16 protein-coding genes are annotated in these 16,931 nt (G+C 71.0%); 6 read left to right on the top strand and 10 right to left on the bottom strand.

All coding sequences use genetic code 11. From position 1 onward, the window contains the following. Nucleotide 1 precedes the first annotated feature (1 nt). The 4 genes from AC3EVP_RS12735 to AC3EVP_RS12750 form a co-directional block, all read right to left on the bottom strand. Nucleotides 2-1,171, bottom strand: coding sequence for a DUF3500 domain-containing protein (locus AC3EVP_RS12735; RefSeq protein ID WP_435129344.1), 1,170 nt, complete (start codon nt 1,169-1,171; stop codon nt 2-4). Between the two features lie 41 nt (nt 1,172-1,212). Next, nucleotides 1,213-1,992: an SDR family oxidoreductase gene (locus AC3EVP_RS12740; RefSeq protein WP_435129347.1), complete on the bottom strand. Its 780-nt coding sequence runs from the start codon at nt 1,990-1,992 to the stop codon at nt 1,213-1,215. A 2-nt stretch (nt 1,993-1,994) separates the two neighbouring features. Further along, nucleotides 1,995-2,546 (bottom strand): NADPH-dependent FMN reductase, encoded by a 552-nt coding sequence (locus tag AC3EVP_RS12745; RefSeq protein ID WP_435129350.1) that lies wholly within the window; start codon nt 2,544-2,546, stop codon nt 1,995-1,997. 205 nt (nt 2,547-2,751) lie between these two features. Next, nucleotides 2,752-3,798, bottom strand: a complete 1,047-nt coding sequence (locus AC3EVP_RS12750) for an ABC transporter substrate-binding protein (RefSeq protein WP_435129353.1) — start codon at nt 3,796-3,798, stop codon at nt 2,752-2,754. A 341-nt stretch (nt 3,799-4,139) separates the two neighbouring features. Here AC3EVP_RS12750 and AC3EVP_RS12755 point away from each other — a divergent pair, with 341 nt between their 5' ends. Further along, nucleotides 4,140-5,045, top strand: coding sequence for a LysR family transcriptional regulator (locus tag AC3EVP_RS12755; protein ID WP_335974361.1), 906 nt, complete (start codon nt 4,140-4,142; stop codon nt 5,043-5,045). A 78-nt stretch (nt 5,046-5,123) separates the two neighbouring features. Here AC3EVP_RS12755 and AC3EVP_RS12760 read toward each other — a convergent pair whose 3' ends face one another. Beyond that, the gene (locus tag AC3EVP_RS12760) at nt 5,124-8,285 is read right to left on the bottom strand and encodes a ricin-type beta-trefoil lectin domain protein (RefSeq protein ID WP_435129356.1); all 3,162 of its coding nucleotides are present in this window, start codon (nt 8,283-8,285) and stop codon (nt 5,124-5,126) included. Between the two features lie 568 nt (nt 8,286-8,853). Here AC3EVP_RS12760 and AC3EVP_RS12765 point away from each other — a divergent pair. Continuing rightward, nucleotides 8,854-9,627 (top strand): glycosyltransferase family 2 protein, encoded by a 774-nt coding sequence (locus AC3EVP_RS12765; RefSeq protein WP_335974352.1) that lies wholly within the window; start codon nt 8,854-8,856, stop codon nt 9,625-9,627. A gap of 344 nt (nt 9,628-9,971) precedes the next feature. Here AC3EVP_RS12765 and AC3EVP_RS12770 read toward each other — a convergent pair whose 3' ends face one another. Beyond that, the gene (locus AC3EVP_RS12770; RefSeq protein WP_435129360.1) at nt 9,972-10,766 is read right to left on the bottom strand and encodes an SDR family NAD(P)-dependent oxidoreductase; all 795 of its coding nucleotides are present in this window, start codon (nt 10,764-10,766) and stop codon (nt 9,972-9,974) included. A gap of 63 nt (nt 10,767-10,829) precedes the next feature. On the opposite strand from AC3EVP_RS12770, the gene AC3EVP_RS12775 reads away from it, so the two are divergent. Next, nucleotides 10,830-11,213: a MerR family transcriptional regulator gene (locus tag AC3EVP_RS12775; protein WP_435129363.1), complete on the top strand. Its 384-nt coding sequence runs from the start codon at nt 10,830-10,832 to the stop codon at nt 11,211-11,213. Nucleotides 11,214-11,637: 424 nt separating this feature from the next. On the opposite strand, the gene AC3EVP_RS12780 is transcribed toward AC3EVP_RS12775, so the two are convergent. Further along, the gene (locus AC3EVP_RS12780; RefSeq protein WP_435129365.1) at nt 11,638-12,462 is read right to left on the bottom strand and encodes a GNAT family N-acetyltransferase; all 825 of its coding nucleotides are present in this window, start codon (nt 12,460-12,462) and stop codon (nt 11,638-11,640) included. A gap of 627 nt (nt 12,463-13,089) precedes the next feature. Next, nucleotides 13,090-13,212 carry a hypothetical protein gene (locus tag AC3EVP_RS12785; RefSeq protein ID WP_435129367.1) on the bottom strand — a complete coding sequence of 41 codons (123 nt, stop codon included), beginning with the start codon at nt 13,210-13,212 and terminating at the stop codon, nt 13,090-13,092. 263 nt (nt 13,213-13,475) lie between these two features. Here AC3EVP_RS12785 and AC3EVP_RS12790 point away from each other — a divergent pair, with 263 nt between their 5' ends. Continuing rightward, complete coding sequence (locus AC3EVP_RS12790) at nt 13,476-14,324, top strand: LLM class flavin-dependent oxidoreductase (RefSeq protein WP_435129370.1); 849 nt, start codon at nt 13,476-13,478, stop codon at nt 14,322-14,324. A 53-nt stretch (nt 14,325-14,377) separates the two neighbouring features. Further along, nucleotides 14,378-14,536 carry a hypothetical protein gene (locus AC3EVP_RS12795; RefSeq protein WP_435129373.1) on the top strand — a complete coding sequence of 53 codons (159 nt, stop codon included), beginning with the start codon at nt 14,378-14,380 and terminating at the stop codon, nt 14,534-14,536. A 109-nt stretch (nt 14,537-14,645) separates the two neighbouring features. Here the strand turns inward: AC3EVP_RS12795 and AC3EVP_RS12800 are convergent, their stop codons facing one another. Further along, the gene (locus tag AC3EVP_RS12800; protein WP_435129376.1) at nt 14,646-15,188 is read right to left on the bottom strand and encodes a transposase; all 543 of its coding nucleotides are present in this window, start codon (nt 15,186-15,188) and stop codon (nt 14,646-14,648) included. Between the two features lie 181 nt (nt 15,189-15,369). Continuing rightward, entirely contained in the window at nt 15,370-16,323 is a 954-nt protein-coding gene (locus AC3EVP_RS12805; protein WP_435129379.1) for an NmrA/HSCARG family protein, read from the bottom strand. 288 nt (nt 16,324-16,611) lie between these two features. Between AC3EVP_RS12805 and AC3EVP_RS12810 the strand changes: the two genes are divergently transcribed. Further along, nucleotides 16,612-16,860, top strand: a complete 249-nt coding sequence (locus AC3EVP_RS12810) for an ArsR/SmtB family transcription factor (protein WP_347583660.1) — start codon at nt 16,612-16,614, stop codon at nt 16,858-16,860. Nucleotides 16,861-16,931: the final 71 nt, after the last annotated feature.

Consider the following 16,931-nt stretch of genomic DNA (forward strand, 5'->3'; position numbering starts at 1 on the left):
CTCAAATGGTGTGCGAACTCGGTCCCACCGGCCGGGTACCGCCGGTGTCGCGCCGGGCATCCTCGTCGTCCGGAACGGAGGAGGTCAGCCGGGTCCGCAGATGGTGCCCGGTCAGCCGCTCCCGCTCGTAGTGGTCGAGGAGCAGCTCGTGCCCGAAGTCGTTCCGGTAGTCCCGCCACATCGAGTGGATGTGGTTGCCGTTGTCGATGGCGTTGTCGAACTCGAAGAGCAGGCGCCGGCTCTGAATCCGGTAGTAGTGCGACGTCCCCTGCCGGTCCCCGCCCGCCCAGCAGAAGAAGATGTTGTCCGCGCCCTCGTCCCGCAGCCGCTCCAGCTGCCGTTCGGCGACGGCCGCCGGCATGCGGTGCAGGTGGTTCGCCGCCAGCGACCAGAACACCTCGGCCTGTTCCGGCGCCAGGTCGCTGACCGCGATGCCGCGCGGGGTGTCCTTCTCGAACTTCAGCGCCTCCCGGTCCTCGTCGGTGATCACGTACGAGGGGATGCCGAGGTCCCAGTAGTCGGGATACTCCACCTTGCCGATGAGCGGCACCTGCCGGGTGACGAAGTCCGCCGGCGCGACATGGTGGATGACCGCCGTGGACCGCTGCCGCGGCGACAGGGCGTGCAGCAGGTCGAAGCCGAGCCGGTCGTCGTCGTGGAGCGGGGCGATGACGCCGGCGGACGCCGGCTGGCTGCCCATGTTGCAGGGGGTGACGGACAGGAAGCGCTCGTCGACGATGGTGTAGTTCAGCGACAGATGGTGGCCGACCACCCGCCAGCCCCAGGTGTCCTCGTGGCTGGGGCGGCCGAAGAACGAGAAGAAGTACAGGTCCGGGTTGCGCATGTCCGCGGCCGCGACCCCGAACCGGTGCGCCCCCACCTCGCGCAGCACGTTCTCCATCGCCATGACGGACAACGCCATCGAGTAGCCGCGCGTGCTCAGCCCGGCGCTCAACAAGGAGTGCGCCAGGGCCCGTTGATGGCGGTCCAGCACCGCCAGCGGCACCCCGGTCCGGTCCGGCTTCGGCACGAAGTCCCAGTCCTTGCGGTGCGGGCTGTCCAACGGGAACCACGCCTGCGCGCGCTGCTCCGGACTCAGGCAGTTCAGCAGCGCGGTGGTGTTCACCAGCATCCGGCGGATCACCTCGGGCGCCTCGTACACCTCAGACATCTCCGCTCCCCACCCCTGCTTCGGTCGCGCCTCGCGCCTCTTCAGACGAGACCGACATAACTTCCGCCGTCGACGTGGAGGTTGTTGCCGGAGATGTAGCCGGCCTGGTCCGCGCAGAAGAACACGCAGGCCGCGGCGATCTCCGCGGGTGCGCCGAGCCGTCCCGCCGCGACCGACTCCGCCTGCCGCCGCCGCGCCTGCTCGAAGCTGATCCCCTCCCGCTCGGCCGTGCGGTGCGCCAGCTCCTGCTGCCGCCCGGAGTCGATGCGCTCGGGGAGGATGTTGTTGACCGTCACGTTGTACCGGGCGACCTCCTTCGAGACGGCCTTCATCACCGCGGTCAGCCCGGCCCGCGCCCCGCTGGACGCCACCATCGTCGGGCTGGGCCGGGTCACCACCGCCGACGTGACGTTGACGATCCGGCCGAAGCGCCGTGCGACCATCCCGTCGACCACCGCGCGCAGCAGGTGGATCGGCGCGGAGAAGTGCAGGTCCAGGGCTTCCGCGAGATCGGCCTCGGCCAGCTCGGCGAGGCGCCCGGGCCGCGGCCCGCGGTTGTTCGTGACGAGGATGTCGGGCTCCGGGCACGCCGCCAGCAGCGCGGCCCGCCCCTGAGCGGTCGTCAGGTCGCCCGCCACGCCGTGCACCGGGAGGGCGGCCGCGTCGCCGACCTCCCGCACCGCCCGCGCGAGTGCCTCCTCGTCGCGCCCGTTCAGCCACACCTCCGCGCCCTCGGCCGCGAGCGCCGCCGCGCACGCCCGTCCGATGCCGCGGCTCGACGCGCAGACCACGGCCCTGCGCCCCTTGATTCCCAGGTCCATGGTCAGTCCTCCACCGTCGGGGCCAGCAGCGCGGACAGCTCCGCGTCGACGGCCGCGAGCGCGTCCCGGTACGGGGCGAGGGTCCGCTTGGCGTCGATGAGCGCTCCGGTGTCGTCGACGTCGTCGGCGGACGTACGGATCAGCACGTCCCCAGCGACGACGTTCATGTGCAGGCCCGTGAGCACCGTCCGCATCTGCTCCGCGGCCCGGGAGCCACCGCGGGTGCCGTAGCTGACGATCGCGGCCGGTTTGCCCCGCCACTCCTCGTACAGGAAGTCCAGCGCGTTCTTCAGCACCGCCGGATACCCCCAGTTGTACTGCGGGAAGACCAGGACGAAGCCGTCGAAGGAGCGGACGACGGCGCTCCAGGCGCGGGTGTGCGCGTGCGCGTAGCCGCCGAGCGCGGGCTTGCGGGGCTCGTCGAGGAACGGCAGGCCGATGGCGGCGAGGTCGACCAGTTCGTAGGTCAGGGCGCCGGCCGCGCCGAGGTGGCCGGCGGCCACCTCGGCGAGGTCCGCGCAGATCCGCGTCGGCCGGGTGCTGCCGACGATCACGCCCACCCGTCCGCGGGGGTGTCGCGGCGGTGGGGCCGTACCGGGTCCGTCCGCGGGCGGACGGGCTTCGTGCACCATGGTGTCGTTTCTCCTGTGGGGATGGGGCCGGGGTCCTGGACGGAGCGCCTCGGCGTGAGCGTGGGTGTGAGCGCGGGCCCGGACGCGGGCTCGGGCCCGGACGTGGACGCGGGCTCGGACGCGGGCCTCAGCCGAGGTACGCGTTCGTCCAGTCGTCGCCCTCGGTCACCTTCATGTCCGGCTTGATGACGTCGATCTGCGAGGTGAACTTCACGGCGGTGGCCCACTGCGCCGCCGTCATCCGGCCGTCCGCCGGCCAGTCGATCTCCGAGATCGACTCCTTGAGGACGTCGCGCGGGATGCCGGGGCTCTCGGCCGCCGCGATGTCGGTCAGCGCGGTGGAGCCCTCGTTGTCGTGGATGTACTTCACCGCCTCCTGCATCGCCTGCGCGAACTGCTTGACGGTGTCGGGGTGCTTCTCGGCGTAGCTGCGCGTGGTGACCGTGATGTTGCCCGGGCCCATGTTCTGCGGCGCCCAGGCGGGCACGTTGGCGGAGCTCGCGACCACGATGCCGGTGCCCGCCGCCTGCGCCTGGAGCGGCGTCGGCTCCGACGTGCAGAACCAGTCGATCCGGTTCGTCTTCAGCGCGGTCTCGTAGATCGTCGGGCTCGACAGCGACGCGACCTTCATCCGGCCGGTGTCGACGCCGTGCTCGTGCAGGAAGAGGTTCACCTCGGCCGTGGTCGACTCCGACGACGAGCCGCCGGTCGAGCCGACCAGCGCCTTGGCGACCGCGGCCGGCGAGGAGTCCTTGGTGAGGTGGTGCGCTTTCGCGAAGTGCGTGCTGATGACCAGGCCCAGCGGGACCCCGACCGAGGTCTGCGCCACGGTCAGCTCGCCGGTGCCCTTGTCCACGGCGTCCAGGAAGTTCTTCGCGCTGCCGGCGAGGAACTGCACCGAGCCCGACGTGAGCGCGCTGCTGGTGACGGTCGGCGTCAGCACCTCCAGCTTGACCTTGATGCCGTGTGCGGCGAAGTAGTTCTTCTTCTGCGCCACCCACACCGGCAGGATGTTGACGTTGGCCCCCGAGACACCGATGGTCACCGAGCTGGTGCCCGACCCCGGTGCCGACGAGGAGTTCCCGCAGCCGGCGGCGACCAGGCCGACGGCCAGTACGGCCGCCGACACGGCTCCCCGGCGGCCCGGTCGGTGGTGCCGCGTTGCTCTTCGCATCGACAATGCCCTCTCCTTCGCCCTTGCCCCGTACGACGCCCGGACGTCCCGCCGCCCTGGTGTCCCCAAGCCAACGCCCGAGCCCCGTACGGTGCATAGCCGCCGGACAGAGCGGCTGGTGAGAGCCGTCATAAGCGCCGGGAATGGCCTGCCGGCGGGATGTCTTGCCATCGGCCGGGGCCTCGGCGCATACTCGTCCGGCCGTGCGCGCGGGCGAGCCGAAGTCCGTGCCCGCCGCCGGGCCGTGGCTCCGCCTGCCACCGCTACCGCCGCCGCCCCGCGGCCGCGCTGACGTCCATGCCGGCGGGCCGCGGCCCGTACACCTGTGATGCCATAGGCGCATGGAGATGCGAGCAATGCGCGCGTTCGTCGCGGTCGTCGAGGAGCAGGGCCTGTCCGCGGCCGCGCGGCGGCTGCACATCAGCCAGCCCGCCGTGTCCCAGACCATCGGCGCGCTGGAGCGGGAGTTCGGGGTGCAGCTGCTGATCCGCAGCTCCACCGGTGTCCAGGCCACCGAGTCCGGCCTCACCCTGCTCGCCGAGGCCCGCGCCATCCTGGCCCGCTACGACCAGGCGCTGGCGACCATGGACGCGCGCGCCGCGGCCGCGGCCACCCTGCGGATCGGCATCCCCGTGGAGCTGCCGCCGGACCTGCTGTCGAAGGCGCTGCTCGACCTCGCGGTGGCGTACCCCAGTACCCGGGTCCAGGCCCGGCACCTGTCGACCGCCGACCAGCTGACGGCGCTGCACGCGAACGACCTCGACCTCGGCCTGCTGCGGATGCGCCCCGCCGGCCAGGAGTTCGACGCGATGCTCGTCGCGCAGGAGCCGCTGGGCGTGGTGCTGGTGGCGGAGCACGCCACGGGGCTGGCCGGGCCCGACGGCATCCGCCTGGACGCCCTGATCGGACTGGACTGGCTTGGCTTCCCCCGCGCGGGCAGCCCCGCCTGGCACGACGAGGTCACCGCCATCCTGCGCAGCCACGGCGTCGACCCCGGCCCCGTACCGCCCGACGGGCCGCCGCTGATCGCCGAGGTGAAGCTCGCCTCGCTGAGCGTCGGCAAGTCCTTCACCCTCGCCCCGCCCGGCTGGTCCCAGCCGCTGCCCGAGACGGTCGCCTGGTTCCCGCTGGCCGGCCACCCGATCGTGCGGCGCACCTGGGCGGTGTGGAACGCCGGCTCCCACCGCCGGGACCTCGGCCATCTCATCGCGAGCCTCGACCAGCCCCCGGCCGTACGGGTGCGCTGAGCAGGCAGGGGAGCCGGACCGGATGGCCTGCGCGGGCGGTCGTGGTGCCCCGCCCGCGCGGACCCGGGTGCCGCCAGGTCAGGAAGTGAGCTTCCACTGCTGGTCGGTGCCGCCCTGGCACTCCTGGAGTTGGAGCTGCGTGCCGTTCGCGGTCGCGCCGCCGGCCGCGGTGAGGCACTTCCCGGCGGAGAGAAGCGTGCCCGCCTTCTGGTCGAGCGTCCACTGCTGGGTGGGCGAACCGTCGCAGGTGTAGAGCCGCGCCGGCGTCCCGTCGGCGCCGGAGCCGCCGCGGACGTCCATGCACTTGCCCATCGCCCGCAGGGTGCCGTCACCGGGCATGGACCAGGTCTGGGACACGGTGCCGTTGCAGTCGTACAGCTGGAGCGCCGTCCCGTCGCTGCTGTTGCCGCCGGTGACGTCCACGCAGCGGCTGCTCGCGGCGCCGACGATCGGGCTGTCGCAGGTCGACGGCTGCGCCGTGGCCGCCGGGTGCCGGGTCGGCAGGTGCAGCGCCGCTCCCCGGGTGACCTTGTGCGACGTGCCGCCGCCGTCCCGCACCGTCAGCGGCGGTCCCGAGCGCAGGGTCAGCGTCGTGGTCTTCGGTCCGACGGAGACGTCGAACGTCCTGCCCTGCCACTTGACGCCGGTGATGTCCACTCCCGGCAGCTGCTGCGGCAGGAACGGGTCGAGGGTGACCGCGTCCGTGCCCCAGCGCAGCCCGGTGAAGCCGTACAGGAACTCCTGGAGGTAACCGCCCTCACCGGTGGTGAAGGTGAACGCCCCGCCGGTGCGGGTCTCGTTGAACTGGTCGAACGGCCCGGCGACGAACGGGTCGACGCTGCTGCGCAGATGGTCGTAGGCCGTGCAGCCCGGCGAGCCGAGGGCGGCGGCGTCGATGGTGGCAATGGAGTCGGTCATCGACGGCCCGCCGGGGTCGGAGTGCTGGGTGTAGTAGTCCAGGTCGTTCTGCGCCAGGCCGGCGGGCATCTGCACGTTCCACGGGTACTGCAACAGCGTGACGTCGGCCTGCTTGACCTGCTGGCCGGCGTAGCCCTGGAACTCGGGGTGGATGCCGGCCGCGGTGTCGACCGGGATCTTCAGCCCGTCGCTGACCGTGCGCCACGCCGGGTCGGCGGACTTGCCGAGGATGCCGGCCGCCTGGATCGCGATCCGCAGCGACGCCTGCGCACCGGCGTTGGTGCTCGCGCTGTCGTCCACGTGGTCGTGGTACTCGTCGGGGCCGAGCACGTCGTCGATGTCGTACCCGCCGGCCGGGTCGGGCACGGCGCGGGCGGCCCAGTAGTCGGCGATGTCCTTCAGCACCGGCCACGCCTTGGTCCGCAGCCACGCGGTGTCGCCGCTGGCCTCGTAGTACTGCCACTGCGCGAGGGCGATGTCGGAGTCGATGTGGATCTCGTCGTTGCCCTCGTTGTTGCCCGGCGGGATCGACTCCTTGCCGGTGAGGGAGCTCTCCCAGGGGAACTTCGCGCCCTTGAGCGGCTGCGCCGGGGTGGACGCCGCGGCGGCCGCGGCCTCCGCCGCGGGCAGCAGCTTCTGCCGGTAGGTGTCCGCGGTCTGCGCGATGCCGGGGTACTGCGCCAGGAGCGCCGGATACATCCAGGTCTCCATGTCCCAGAACACGTGGCCGTTGTAGTCGTCGGAGGACAGCCCGCCCGGGCTGGTGCTCCAGGTGACCCCGGCGCGCATGCTGGCCAGCAGGTAGAACATCGACGCGTGGATCTGCGCGGTCATGGCGGTGTCGCCGGGGACCGAGATGCCGGACTGCCACAGGGCGGACCAGGCGCGGTCGTTGCGGGCGAGCGTGTCCTGGTATCCACTCCTCGCGGCGTCGGCCGCGGTCCTCGCGGCGGCCTGCTGGGGCGTCGCGGCCGTCAGCGACCGGTCGGTGTCGACGCTGGAGGCCGCCCCGACGTACTTCGTGATCTCGTACGTCCGCCCGGCCCTGACCGGGAAGCCGGCGCTCTGCCCCGCGCTGCCGTCCCCGCGTGCCGCGACCGGCTCGGTGCGCTCGGTCTTCCCGTCGACCTTCAGTACGGAGCTCAGGCCGGCGGTCACCAGCTTCCCGTCGGTCACCACGGTCTCCGACAGCGTGCCGGTCCTGCCGTCCACGGCCGGGTCCGCTGCGGTGGCGTTGTCCAGGCCCCGGCCGTCGAACTCGTCCACGGCGGTGGCGGTCCCGCTCCAGTGCGGCACGGCCCGCACGGTGACCGTACCCAGGTGGCCCTGCGCGCGGTTGGCGTTCACCGCGTAGACGAAGCTCGTCCGGTCGCCCGCCGGGGACGTCCAGTCGAAGGAGGTGGTGATCACGCCGGTGCGGATGTCGAGCGACTGCCGGTAGCCGCTGGTGGTGCCGTTGGTGGCGGAGGCGATGTCCGTCGGCGGCTGCGCGCCGTCCGGGTACGCGGCCAGGTAGTCGACGTTGACGCGCGCCGTGTCGCCCTGCGCGACGGCGATCTCCAGCGTGTCGGTGCCCGCGGTCAGCGCCACCGGTACCTGGGCCGTCGACCAGGTGTCCCAGTCGGCGGTGGGCGGCAGGGTCAGCTGCTGGAGGGCGCCGTTCACCCCGAGGTGGACCGTCTGCGGACTGCCGCTGCCGTTGGAGTAGCGCACGTCCAGCACGGCCGGTCCGGCCGGGGCGTCGCGGACAGCGAGGGTGTCGGTCGCGCCGACCGTCGGGGTGTTGTCGGTGTTCAGGCCGGCCAGGTAGCCGCCGGCCACCGATCCGCCGTGCGAGGTCTCGACGAACGCCCCGCCGGAGATCGCGCCGTCCCTGGCCGGGCAGATCTGGTCGAACGCGCAGGACCATGCGCCGGGCACCCCGTAGACGTCCGAGGCGTCCGAGGCGCGGCCGAAGCCGAGCGTGGTCCAGGTCGGCAGGCTCGCCCGCCGCTCGTACTGGCCCGCGGGGGCGGCGTAGAGGCCGGCGAGTTCGGACTGCGTGACCACGGGAGCGCTGGAGTAGCCCTCGCCGGCCGCGGGCACGCGTGCGGCGAGGTAGCCGTTGCCTACGAAGGTGGGGGAGTAGTTGTCCGCGGTGTCGGTGGTGCTCAGTACCCAGCTGCTGCTGCCGTTGCCGTCGCCGGCCGACTTCGCGACGGAGGACGCCGGTGCGGCCACCATGCCGCCGAGCAGACATCCGAGGGCCAGCACGAAGCCCGCGCTCCTTCTGAGCGCGGGCGGACGGGCAGGCCGGGCGGAACGGCTGGGTCTGATGCCCATAGGAATGCTCCTCCGGAATGAGGTACGCCCTGAGAGACGGGCACGGGCCGGTCGGCGGACGGCGGCGGCCGGGCCGCACATCGGTGCCGCGTGCGGACGCGGCGAGACAGTCGCGCTGAGCAGGGCTCAGAAGTCCTTCGCTGACGGAGCGTCACTCTGCGGGCCGTCCCGTCCGGTTCCGGCGGGAGGTCGAACGGCCTGCTGGGGGCGCCGGAGCCCGGCGGACGCTCACGCTATGTCCTGCCGACGAAGACCGTCAAGAGACCGGAACGGCACGCGTCTTGCTCCTCTCCTGCTCCTCTCTTGCTCCTCTCCTGCTCCTCCGAGCGGTGGAAACGGCACGGCCGCGGTGCTGGGCGGGGGAGTGTCCGCCGGCCCCCTCCCGCCCTCGGCGGTGACCGAGCGCGACCAAGGCCGGGCGCAGCGCACCGGACGCACGCGGCCGCGCCGGGCTGCCCGCCCGGCTCCACCCCCGGGGTACGGTCCGGCTGCGGGCGGGCATGGGCCGCGGACTACACTTCCCCTGCCTGGACGCACGTCGTTGTTGCCTGAGAAGAAGGGGGCACCCATGCCCTTGGTGTCCGTCGTGATGCCCGTGTACAACTCGGCAGCCACGCTCGGCGCCTCGATCCGGTCGGTGCTCGCGCAGACGCACACGGATCTGGAACTGCTGGCGACCGACGACGCGTCCGACGACGAGTCGATGGACCTGCTCCAGGACTTCGCCCGGCAGGACGAGCGGGTCCGCCCCGAGGCGTCGGAAGGCCGCGGGGGCGCGGCCCGCGCCCGCAACCAGGCCATCGCCCGGGCCCGCGGCGACTACATCGCCTTCCTCGACAGCGACGACATGTGGCTGCCGACCAAGGCCGAGCGGCAAGTCGCCTTCGCGGCGACCGCGGGGACGCCCCTGACCTTCACCTCGTACTACAAGGTGGACGCCGAGTACGACGGTGAAGCCGCGGACTTCACCCCGACCGACCGCGTGGTCCGGGCCCGCGAGCAGGTCGACTACCGCGCGATGCTCACCCAGGACCACATCGGCGCCCTGACCGCGATGTACGACCGCAACGTCCTGGGCGCCCGGCTGATGCCGGACATGCCCAAGCGCCAGGACTACGCGCTGTGGCTGTCCATCATGCGCGACGGCACCCCCGCCCGCGGCCTCCAGGAGCCACTGGCCCTCTACCGGGCCGGCCGCGCCGGATCGCTCTCCTCCAACAAGATGGCGCTGGTCCCCTACAACTGGTCCCTCTACCGGGACCACGAGCAGCTCTCCGTCTCCCGCTCCGTCCGCTCCCTGACCGGCGCGGCCTGGCACTCCCTGCGCAAATCCCGCATCTGACCCCAGGGCCCCGCCAGCCCCCCGGCCAACCGCCCGGGCAACGTGTCGAGCCCGAACGGCTCCGCCCGCTCTTTCGCTGAAGCGCCGCCCCGCAGGCCCGCCCAGCACGCGACCCCTCGAGCCGATGTGGACGTGTCCTGGCTGACCGAGGGACCCCGCCGGACGGCTGCGGCTGCCTAGGGGACGTGCCGGAGTTCCGGGAGCGCGTCCGTCTCCTCCGCAGCGCGGGGCCTGCCCGTGCCACGCCGTTTCCGGCCGGCGGCCTCACGGCTGTGACCTGCTCGGACAGCGGCCCGTCGTGCTGCTGCCCGTGGGCGCCGGCGATCCGCGGTGGGCGACGTGCCTCAGGTCCCGAGTGCCGCCTTGCGCAGGGAGCGTTCCGCGATCCGGGCGGCTGCCGACGCGGGCAGCAGGCGGCCGAAGACGAAGGTCTGGAACGCGTTGAGGCGGCCGTCGACGACTGCGGGGCCCCGGCCTGCCAGGGCGGTCATGACCGTGTCCGCCACGGAACCCGGCTCGCGCTTGCCCGGTATGCGCCGCGGGTTCATCGCGGTCTCGGTCGGCCCGGGGCTGACCGCCACGACCCGTACGCCCGTCTCCTTCGTCTCGGCCCACACCGCCTGGGTGAAGGACAGGACGAACGCCTTCGAGGCCGCGTAGGCCGCCACGTACGGGGCGGGCGCGTACGCACCGGTGCTCGCGACGTTGACGACCGCTCCTGTTCCCCGGGAGACCATGGCGGGCAGCAGGAGCGCCGTCAGCTCCGCCACCGCTCCGGCATTGAGGTCGACCAGGCTCCGAAGCCGCGCGGGATCGCTGCCGGCGACCGGCCCCAGCAGGCTCGCGCCTGCATTGTTCACCAGGACGTCCACGTCGAGGCCCGCACCCGCCAGCCACTCGGCCAGCCGGGAAGGCGCACCGGGCCGCGACAGGTCAAGCGCGAGCGCCGACACCTCGGCGCCGTGCTCGGCGCGCAGTCGCCCGGCCGCCGCCTCCAGGCGGGCCCCGTCCCGCGCGACCAGGACCAGCCGCGTGCCCTGTGCCGCCAGCCGCTCGGTGATCGCGGCCCCGATGCCCGTCGCGGCGCCGGTCACGACCGCGGTGCGCCGTGTGGCCTCTTCGTCTGCGTTGCTCTTCATGTCCGGAACGGTAAACTTTGACATTAACGTCAATGTCAAGCTGAGCCGGATGGAGGGAAGGGCATGCGCATCGGGGAACTGAGCAGGGCCACCGGGGTCAGCGCCCGCTCGCTGCGCTACTACGAGGGCCAGGGGCTGCTCTCCAGCGACCGCCGCTCCAACGGTTACCGGGAGTACGGCGACGACGCGGTGGGCCAGGTGGCCTTCATCCAGGACCTCTACCGCGCCGGACTGCCCTCCCAGCTCATCCGGGACATCCTGCCCTGCACCGCCCCGGTGCCGCCCGCGGGCGACTGCACCCGGCTCCTGGCCCGCGTCCGCGAGGTCCGGGACGAACTCACCCGCCAGGAGCAGCAGATCGCCCAGCGCCGAGAGATGCTCGACCGCTACCTCTCCGGTGCCGCGACCCCCGCCGGCCTCGGCGCCCAACCTCCCTGCTCCGCATGACACGACGGCGCGGCGGGGGACTTCCGAGGGACTTTCCGACGCACCAGCCCGGAAGGCTCCGACAGGGCACCGCTGCTCTGGTCCGAAGCCGTGACCGACACCAAACTGGCCTCGACGTTCCGGGAGCGAGACAGCGCCTTCCGCAGTGACATCGCCGAGGGCACGATCCGCGACACCGTTCGCCCCGAGGCCGTCGCGGTCCCCGTCTATCGGACAACTGCGCGGAATCGGCATGCAGCGACTGCTCGATGTGGACACCGTCGACGTCGAACGGCTGCGCACAGAGGTGACCGAGCCATCATCAAGACACCACGACTCGGGTGACCGAACCGGTCGACTCTCGTGCCGACCGGTTCGGTCCAGATTGGTCAGTGGCTGTACGAGCTCGACGATCCTGACGTTGTGGGCGAGCGCCTGGTCTCGGTCAGCGGGTGAAGTAGATGATGTCGTCGTCGCCGTCCAGGAAGCCCAGTGCCTCGTGGAGCGAGCGGCCCATCTCGCTGGACTGGAGGTAGGCGGTGTGTGCGCCCGCACGACGGCCCTCGGTCAGACGGTGCAGCAGCAGAGCGCGGCCCAAACCACGCCGGCGGAAGGCCGGGACCGTCCCGCCCGAGTAGACCCCGAGCCAGCCCTGGTCGTCGAGCATCGTGATCCCGGTAGCCGCGACCTGTCCGTCGACCACCGCAATGTAGACCGTGATCCCGGGGTGGGCGAGCACCGCGTCGGTGACGAACGGCTCGCCGAGGGAGGCGTCAGCTCCGAACGACTCGCCCAGCGCGCGCACGAACGCGGCGCGGTCCTCCGGGGTCCGGACCGTCCGGAAGGTCACGGACGGCATGATGCCGTCCTCGTCGGGCAAGTCCGTCAGCGGGCGGATCATCGTCGAGAACCGAAGCTCGCGCAGGTCACGGCCGGCGGCCGCGGACCGCTCCGCGCCGGTGGGTTCGTGCCCGACGACCTGCATCGACCAGGTGGGCAGACGCTCCGCGGCGACGGTCAGCGCACGGTCCAGGCCGGCGCGGTCGTGGCTGGCCGCGGTCAGCACCAGCCCGTTCAGCATTGGCACTGGGACGGTGGTGTCGACGATTTCCACCCCGTGGGCGATGGGAGTCACCTTGCCACCGGGCGCGAGGGAGGCCAGGAGGGCCTGGGCGCGGACCAGGGCCAGGGAGGGTCCGGCCGGCCGGGACTGGAGCTCGTGCCGCGGCCGCGTCCCACCAGGTTTCGGTGCTTCCCCGCGTGTTGTCATGTGATGTTCCTTATGTCTGGTGTGGCGTCACGGAAAGGGGTATCCAGAGGTTGTCGAGCTCGCGTCGGTTCGCACGCTCACGGCGGTCTTCAGGGTCGGTCAATTGACCCTAGGGCCGTGTCTCTGCCGCCTGGCGGAATCTTTCAGGGGTGTAAGGAACATTTCGATACGCTGACCGACATCGGAGAGCTCGCCGACCACGACGAAGCTTCGCTGGTTCGGCCAGCAGCTCGTCGTGCCGGTGGAACAGCGGGCTCGCCCGCCCCGGCCGTGCGTCGGTGCCGGTGAGCAGGAGGCCGCCGTCGTCCGCGTCGGGAACCACCCGGGCGAGGGAGGGATGTCCGCCGTCGCCCAGACTCGCCAGGACTCCCCTGCGGAACTCGCCGATCCTCCGGACGATCGTCGGGGGTCAGGCCCGGCACCGCGAGCCGCGCTCTGCGAGAACTTGGTCACGATCTCGTCCGTGCACTCGGCCTCGCCCTACAGGAGGACCTGTCCTGCCCGGTCGAGGCCGCTTCCCGTCGGGTCCGAGAAGAGCAGGGCGACGCGCGGGTCCCGCCGGATGTTGAACGCCTTCTGCGGGAAACCGATCGATGTCGACAGCGCGAAGGTCTGATCGTCGGGACGCTACACGCCCGTGACCGGCCACGCGATCGGTGCGCCTGAGCGCGAGATCGTCGCGGCCTCGCACGTCGGATAGGACGACAGGACGCGGGCCGCACCCGGTTCGACCAGCTGGTCGTGTTCCATGATCACTTTCCGGTTGAAGTACTCCGGGGGGGATCTGCAGCAGCTGACGACCCGGAGGGAGGACGCCGGAAAGTACGTGGGGAACCTGACGATCGGCTGACGTCTCCTGGTGCGCCAACCAGGGTCGCTGTCGGGCGGACTTCTTACGGTTCCGAAAGATTCTCCCACGTGGAGCTTCGTCGTACCTAACGTGGTCGCACGTCGGCGCGTGCCTACCGTGTGCTCCCGCTGCCGTTCCGTCTCGATACGACATGAGGTGCTTGATGAAGATTGGCATCGGACTTCCCAATCAGGCCCGCGACGTGCGGCCCGCGCGCCTTCCCCAGTGGGCGGCGATGGCCGAGGAGGCCGGGTTCTCCACGCTGGGCACCACGGGCCGCATCGCCTACCCGGGAGTCATGGACACGGTCGCGCTGGCCGCGGTTGCCGGTGCGACCAGCCGGATCGGTCTGATGAGCGCGATCATGCTCAGCACGGTGTGGCCCGCCACTCTGTTCGCCAAGGAGGTCGCAGGCATCGACGAGATCTCGGGCGGGCGGCTCACCCTGGGGATCGGTGCGGGTATCCGGCCGGACAACTTCGTCGTCGACGGTCTCGGGCCGGGCAACCGTGGCCGTCGGATGGACGCGGACCTGGCGACCTATCGCGAGGTCTGGGGCGGCGCTCCGGCGGGCGGTGGTACCTACCCGGCGGTGACGAGCCAGGCGCGGAAGATACCGCTGTTGTTCGGCGGGATGTCCGCGCCTGCTCTCGCGCGGATGGCACGGTGGGGAGAGGGCTACATCGCCGGTTCGGTACCCGCACCGATGGCGGAGGCCTCCTTCGACCAGGCGCGTGCGGCGTGGCGGGACGCCGACCGACAGGGTGAGCCGTGGCTCGTCGGTATCGCGTACTTCGCGCTCACCGACCCCGGGCTCGGACGCCGGAACCTCAAGGACTACTACGCCGACACCGAGTTCACCGACCTCGTGGTCGACACACTGAGCGACACGCCAGAAGCGGTGCGCACCGTAGTGAAAGCCTTCGCCGATATCGGTGCCGATGAGCTCATCCTCAACTCGGCGACCGACGAGATCGACGATGTCCACCGCCTGGCAGAACTGGTCCTGTGACTCGGCCACTTCGTGCATCTCGTGGGTCTCCGGTGTGCTCCAGGACGGTGTCGATGCCGGTTCGTGAACTGTGGGGCGGCTCGCTTTCGCGCGATGCCGCGTTGGAGTTCGATGAGTCCGTTGATGGCCTCTGTGCCGCCGTTGTCGGCGCCGCCGGTGTCGAAGTAGGCGAGGAAGGCTTCGCGCCATTGCTGGGCACGTCGGGAAGGTAGCGAAAACCTTCTCGGCGATCTTGCGTCCCTCGGCGGGACTGCCGGCCTGGTGGCCTCTCGCAGTTGCTGGGCGCAGAGCCAGGCGACGAGAACCTCGTCGTGGCGTTCGTCAGCGGCGATCGCGAGGTCGAGTCGCGCTCGTTGTCGGTCGGTGATTTTCTCGACCCCGCAGCGCAAGATGGTGCGGATGCCCGTAGAGCAGGTCGCCCTTCCTGCCCCGGTGGCCACGGATCTGTTGCTGGACGCGACGACGGACCTCGTCGACGGCCGCGGAACCGAGCATGACGACGTGGAATGCATCCAGGACCGCAGTCGCATCCTCGAGCTTGTCATCGGTGGCGTTCTTGTAGCCGCGGAACGGGTCCGAGGTCGCTTCCTTGGCCATCGCCTTGGGCAGGGGACGGATCGAGGTCCACACCGTGTTCCATGTCGTGCCGAGCTGGCGGGCGATCCCGCGCACGGAGGCGTGCTCACGCCGCAATGGTCGGATCACCCACCAGCACGCCCGCACGGTGAGCAGCGCCCGCGGCTCGGCCACCGTATGGTTCTGCTCGGTGAACGTGCCGACCGGGCAGGCCGGTTCGACACAGCGCCAGGTCCGCTTGCGCCACACGATCTTCACGGGCCGGGCGAAGCAAGGTGCGTCGATCAAGGACCACCTCGCGTCGACCGTGGGCGTGAGCGATCGCGCCGCAGGCCCGGCAGCCCCTCACCATCCGCGCCGACTCGACCCGAACAGTCAATCGGTCGCCATCACCCCGGTCGACGTCAATCACGTGGAGATCGTCGAGGCCTCCCTGAATGGCGCGTGTCCGATCTCGTCGGCGATGGGTCTAGTGACCGAAGGTGACCGGCTGGCCATGCCAGTCGGTCTTGCGGAGGAACTGCTCCCAGCTCAGCGTGTTGGGATCGATGCGCCGGCTCCACGTCATGTCGCGGTCGTCTCGGAAGTATCCGAGTTCGACCGCGTACTGGACCATGCCGAGGGTCTCGTCGACCAGCAGAGGGTTCTCTCCCAGCGCGGGGAAGTAGGTCAGCAGGTCTTCGCGAGAGTAGGCGCTGCGGTATTCGGCTTTGAGTCCGGTGACGCGGGAGAACTCCTCGACCATCTCGGCCGGGGAGATGACGTCCCCCACGACCGGCAGACAGGCGCCGTCGTAGGTGTCGGGGTTGGAGAACACCTCGAGGGCGGCCGGCCCGGTCGCGGTGAGTGGGTCCACGAACGGGGCACGGAAGTCTTCGGGGAGGTAGAAAGGCATGAGCACCGTGTCACCATCGATGCGCGGCGGGTAGTACTCCAGCGCGTTGGTGTAGAAGAACGAGAGCATGAGGAAGGTGTGCGCGATCGGCAGAGTCCGGATGTACTCCGCGACGAGCGCCTTGTCGGTGAAGTGCGGGGCGTACTTGGTGCCCGAGGACCGCTCGTCGACGTTCTCGAGAGCACTGAAGACGACGTGGCTCACTCCGGCCTCGACCGCTGCATCGGCAAGTTGGCGCCCGAGAAGGAACTCCTCGGTGGAGGGCGGCGCGATGGGCGGGGTCATCAGGAAGGCCCCCTCGGCCGATCCGAACGCGTCGACGAGCTCGCGCTGGTGACCCAGCGCGAGAGGAACCTCGGCGATCTCCGCTCCCAGTCCTGCCAGGCTCCGGGCCTGGGCGGAGCCGGCGTCTCGGGTCAGGGATCGCACTCGGAACCTGCCGCTCTCAAGCAAGGAGGTGACGACGCTCCTTCCCTGCTTGCTGGTGGCACCCGCGACGACGATCAACGGCTTGCTGCTCTCAGACATCGTGTACTTCCTCTTGTGTATCCCCGGTGTTCGCGGCGGACGGCAGGTGCGCGGCAGATACCGGAGGGGCGTGAACGCAAGAATCATATCGAGATATCGCGATGTGTCAATGTGTGACTGGGGGTGAACCCGGTTCGTCACATCGAGATACGATGGTGTGTGAGAGGCGAGGAGGCGACCGTGGCGACGTCACAGGCAGCGAACTCAGGGGGCGACGCGGAGAACGAGCCCCCTCTGGCTGCGGTCGAGGCCTTGAAGGCGCTGGCGAACCCCGCACGGCTGCAAATCATGGACTGGCTGCGGGACCCTCACCGCGAGTTCGCTCAGTGGGAGCCCATAGCCGACCGGGACGAGGTCGGAGTCTGCGTCAGCCATCTGCAGGCCAAGTCGGGGCTGGCGCAATCGACAGTCTCCTCGTACATGGCAACCCTCGAGCGGGCAGGCCTGGTACAGGCCACACGGGTCGGCAAGTGGATCCACTACAAACGCAACGAGGGCACGCTGTCGCGACTCGCGGAGATGCTCCGCGGCACATAGCGACGATCACGCAAGGGCGCCACGAGGGCCACGCTGGCCGCGTTCGCCGGCCCACCCGCGACCACGCACCT

This window comes from Actinacidiphila sp. bgisy144 (genome assembly GCF_057708105.1).

What these genes read in the sequence shown, in the direction of transcription:
- AC3EVP_RS12740 (WP_435129347.1), bottom strand. Translation starts at nt 1,992, where the DNA reads ATGGACCTGGGAATCAAGGGGCGCAGGGCCGTGGTCTGCGCGTCGAGC.
- AC3EVP_RS12760 (WP_435129356.1), bottom strand. Translation starts at nt 8,285, where the DNA reads ATGGGCATCAGACCCAGCCGTTCCGCCCGGCCTGCCCGTCCGCCCGCG.
- AC3EVP_RS12765 (WP_335974352.1), top strand. Translation starts at nt 8,854, where the DNA reads ATGCCCTTGGTGTCCGTCGTGATGCCCGTGTACAACTCGGCAGCCACG.
- AC3EVP_RS12805 (WP_435129379.1), bottom strand. Translation starts at nt 16,323, where the DNA reads ATGTCTGAGAGCAGCAAGCCGTTGATCGTCGTCGCGGGTGCCACCAGC.
- AC3EVP_RS12790 (WP_435129370.1), top strand. Translation starts at nt 13,476, where the DNA reads ATGAAGATTGGCATCGGACTTCCCAATCAGGCCCGCGACGTGCGGCCC.
- AC3EVP_RS12785 (WP_435129367.1), bottom strand. Translation starts at nt 13,212, where the DNA reads ATGGAACACGACCAGCTGGTCGAACCGGGTGCGGCCCGCGTCCTGTCG.
- AC3EVP_RS12810 (WP_347583660.1), top strand. Translation starts at nt 16,612, where the DNA reads ATGGACTGGCTGCGGGACCCTCACCGCGAGTTCGCTCAGTGGGAGCCC.
- AC3EVP_RS12770 (WP_435129360.1), bottom strand. Translation starts at nt 10,766, where the DNA reads ATGAAGAGCAACGCAGACGAAGAGGCCACACGGCGCACCGCGGTCGTG.
- AC3EVP_RS12750 (WP_435129353.1), bottom strand. Translation starts at nt 3,798, where the DNA reads ATGCGAAGAGCAACGCGGCACCACCGACCGGGCCGCCGGGGAGCCGTG.
- AC3EVP_RS12780 (WP_435129365.1), bottom strand. Translation starts at nt 12,462, where the DNA reads ATGACAACACGCGGGGAAGCACCGAAACCTGGTGGGACGCGGCCGCGG.
- AC3EVP_RS12755 (WP_335974361.1), top strand. Translation starts at nt 4,140, where the DNA reads ATGGAGATGCGAGCAATGCGCGCGTTCGTCGCGGTCGTCGAGGAGCAG.
- AC3EVP_RS12735 (WP_435129344.1), bottom strand. Translation starts at nt 1,171, where the DNA reads ATGTCTGAGGTGTACGAGGCGCCCGAGGTGATCCGCCGGATGCTGGTG.
- AC3EVP_RS12775 (WP_435129363.1), top strand. Translation starts at nt 10,830, where the DNA reads ATGCGCATCGGGGAACTGAGCAGGGCCACCGGGGTCAGCGCCCGCTCG.
- AC3EVP_RS12795 (WP_435129373.1), top strand. Translation starts at nt 14,378, where the DNA reads ATGCCGGTTCGTGAACTGTGGGGCGGCTCGCTTTCGCGCGATGCCGCG.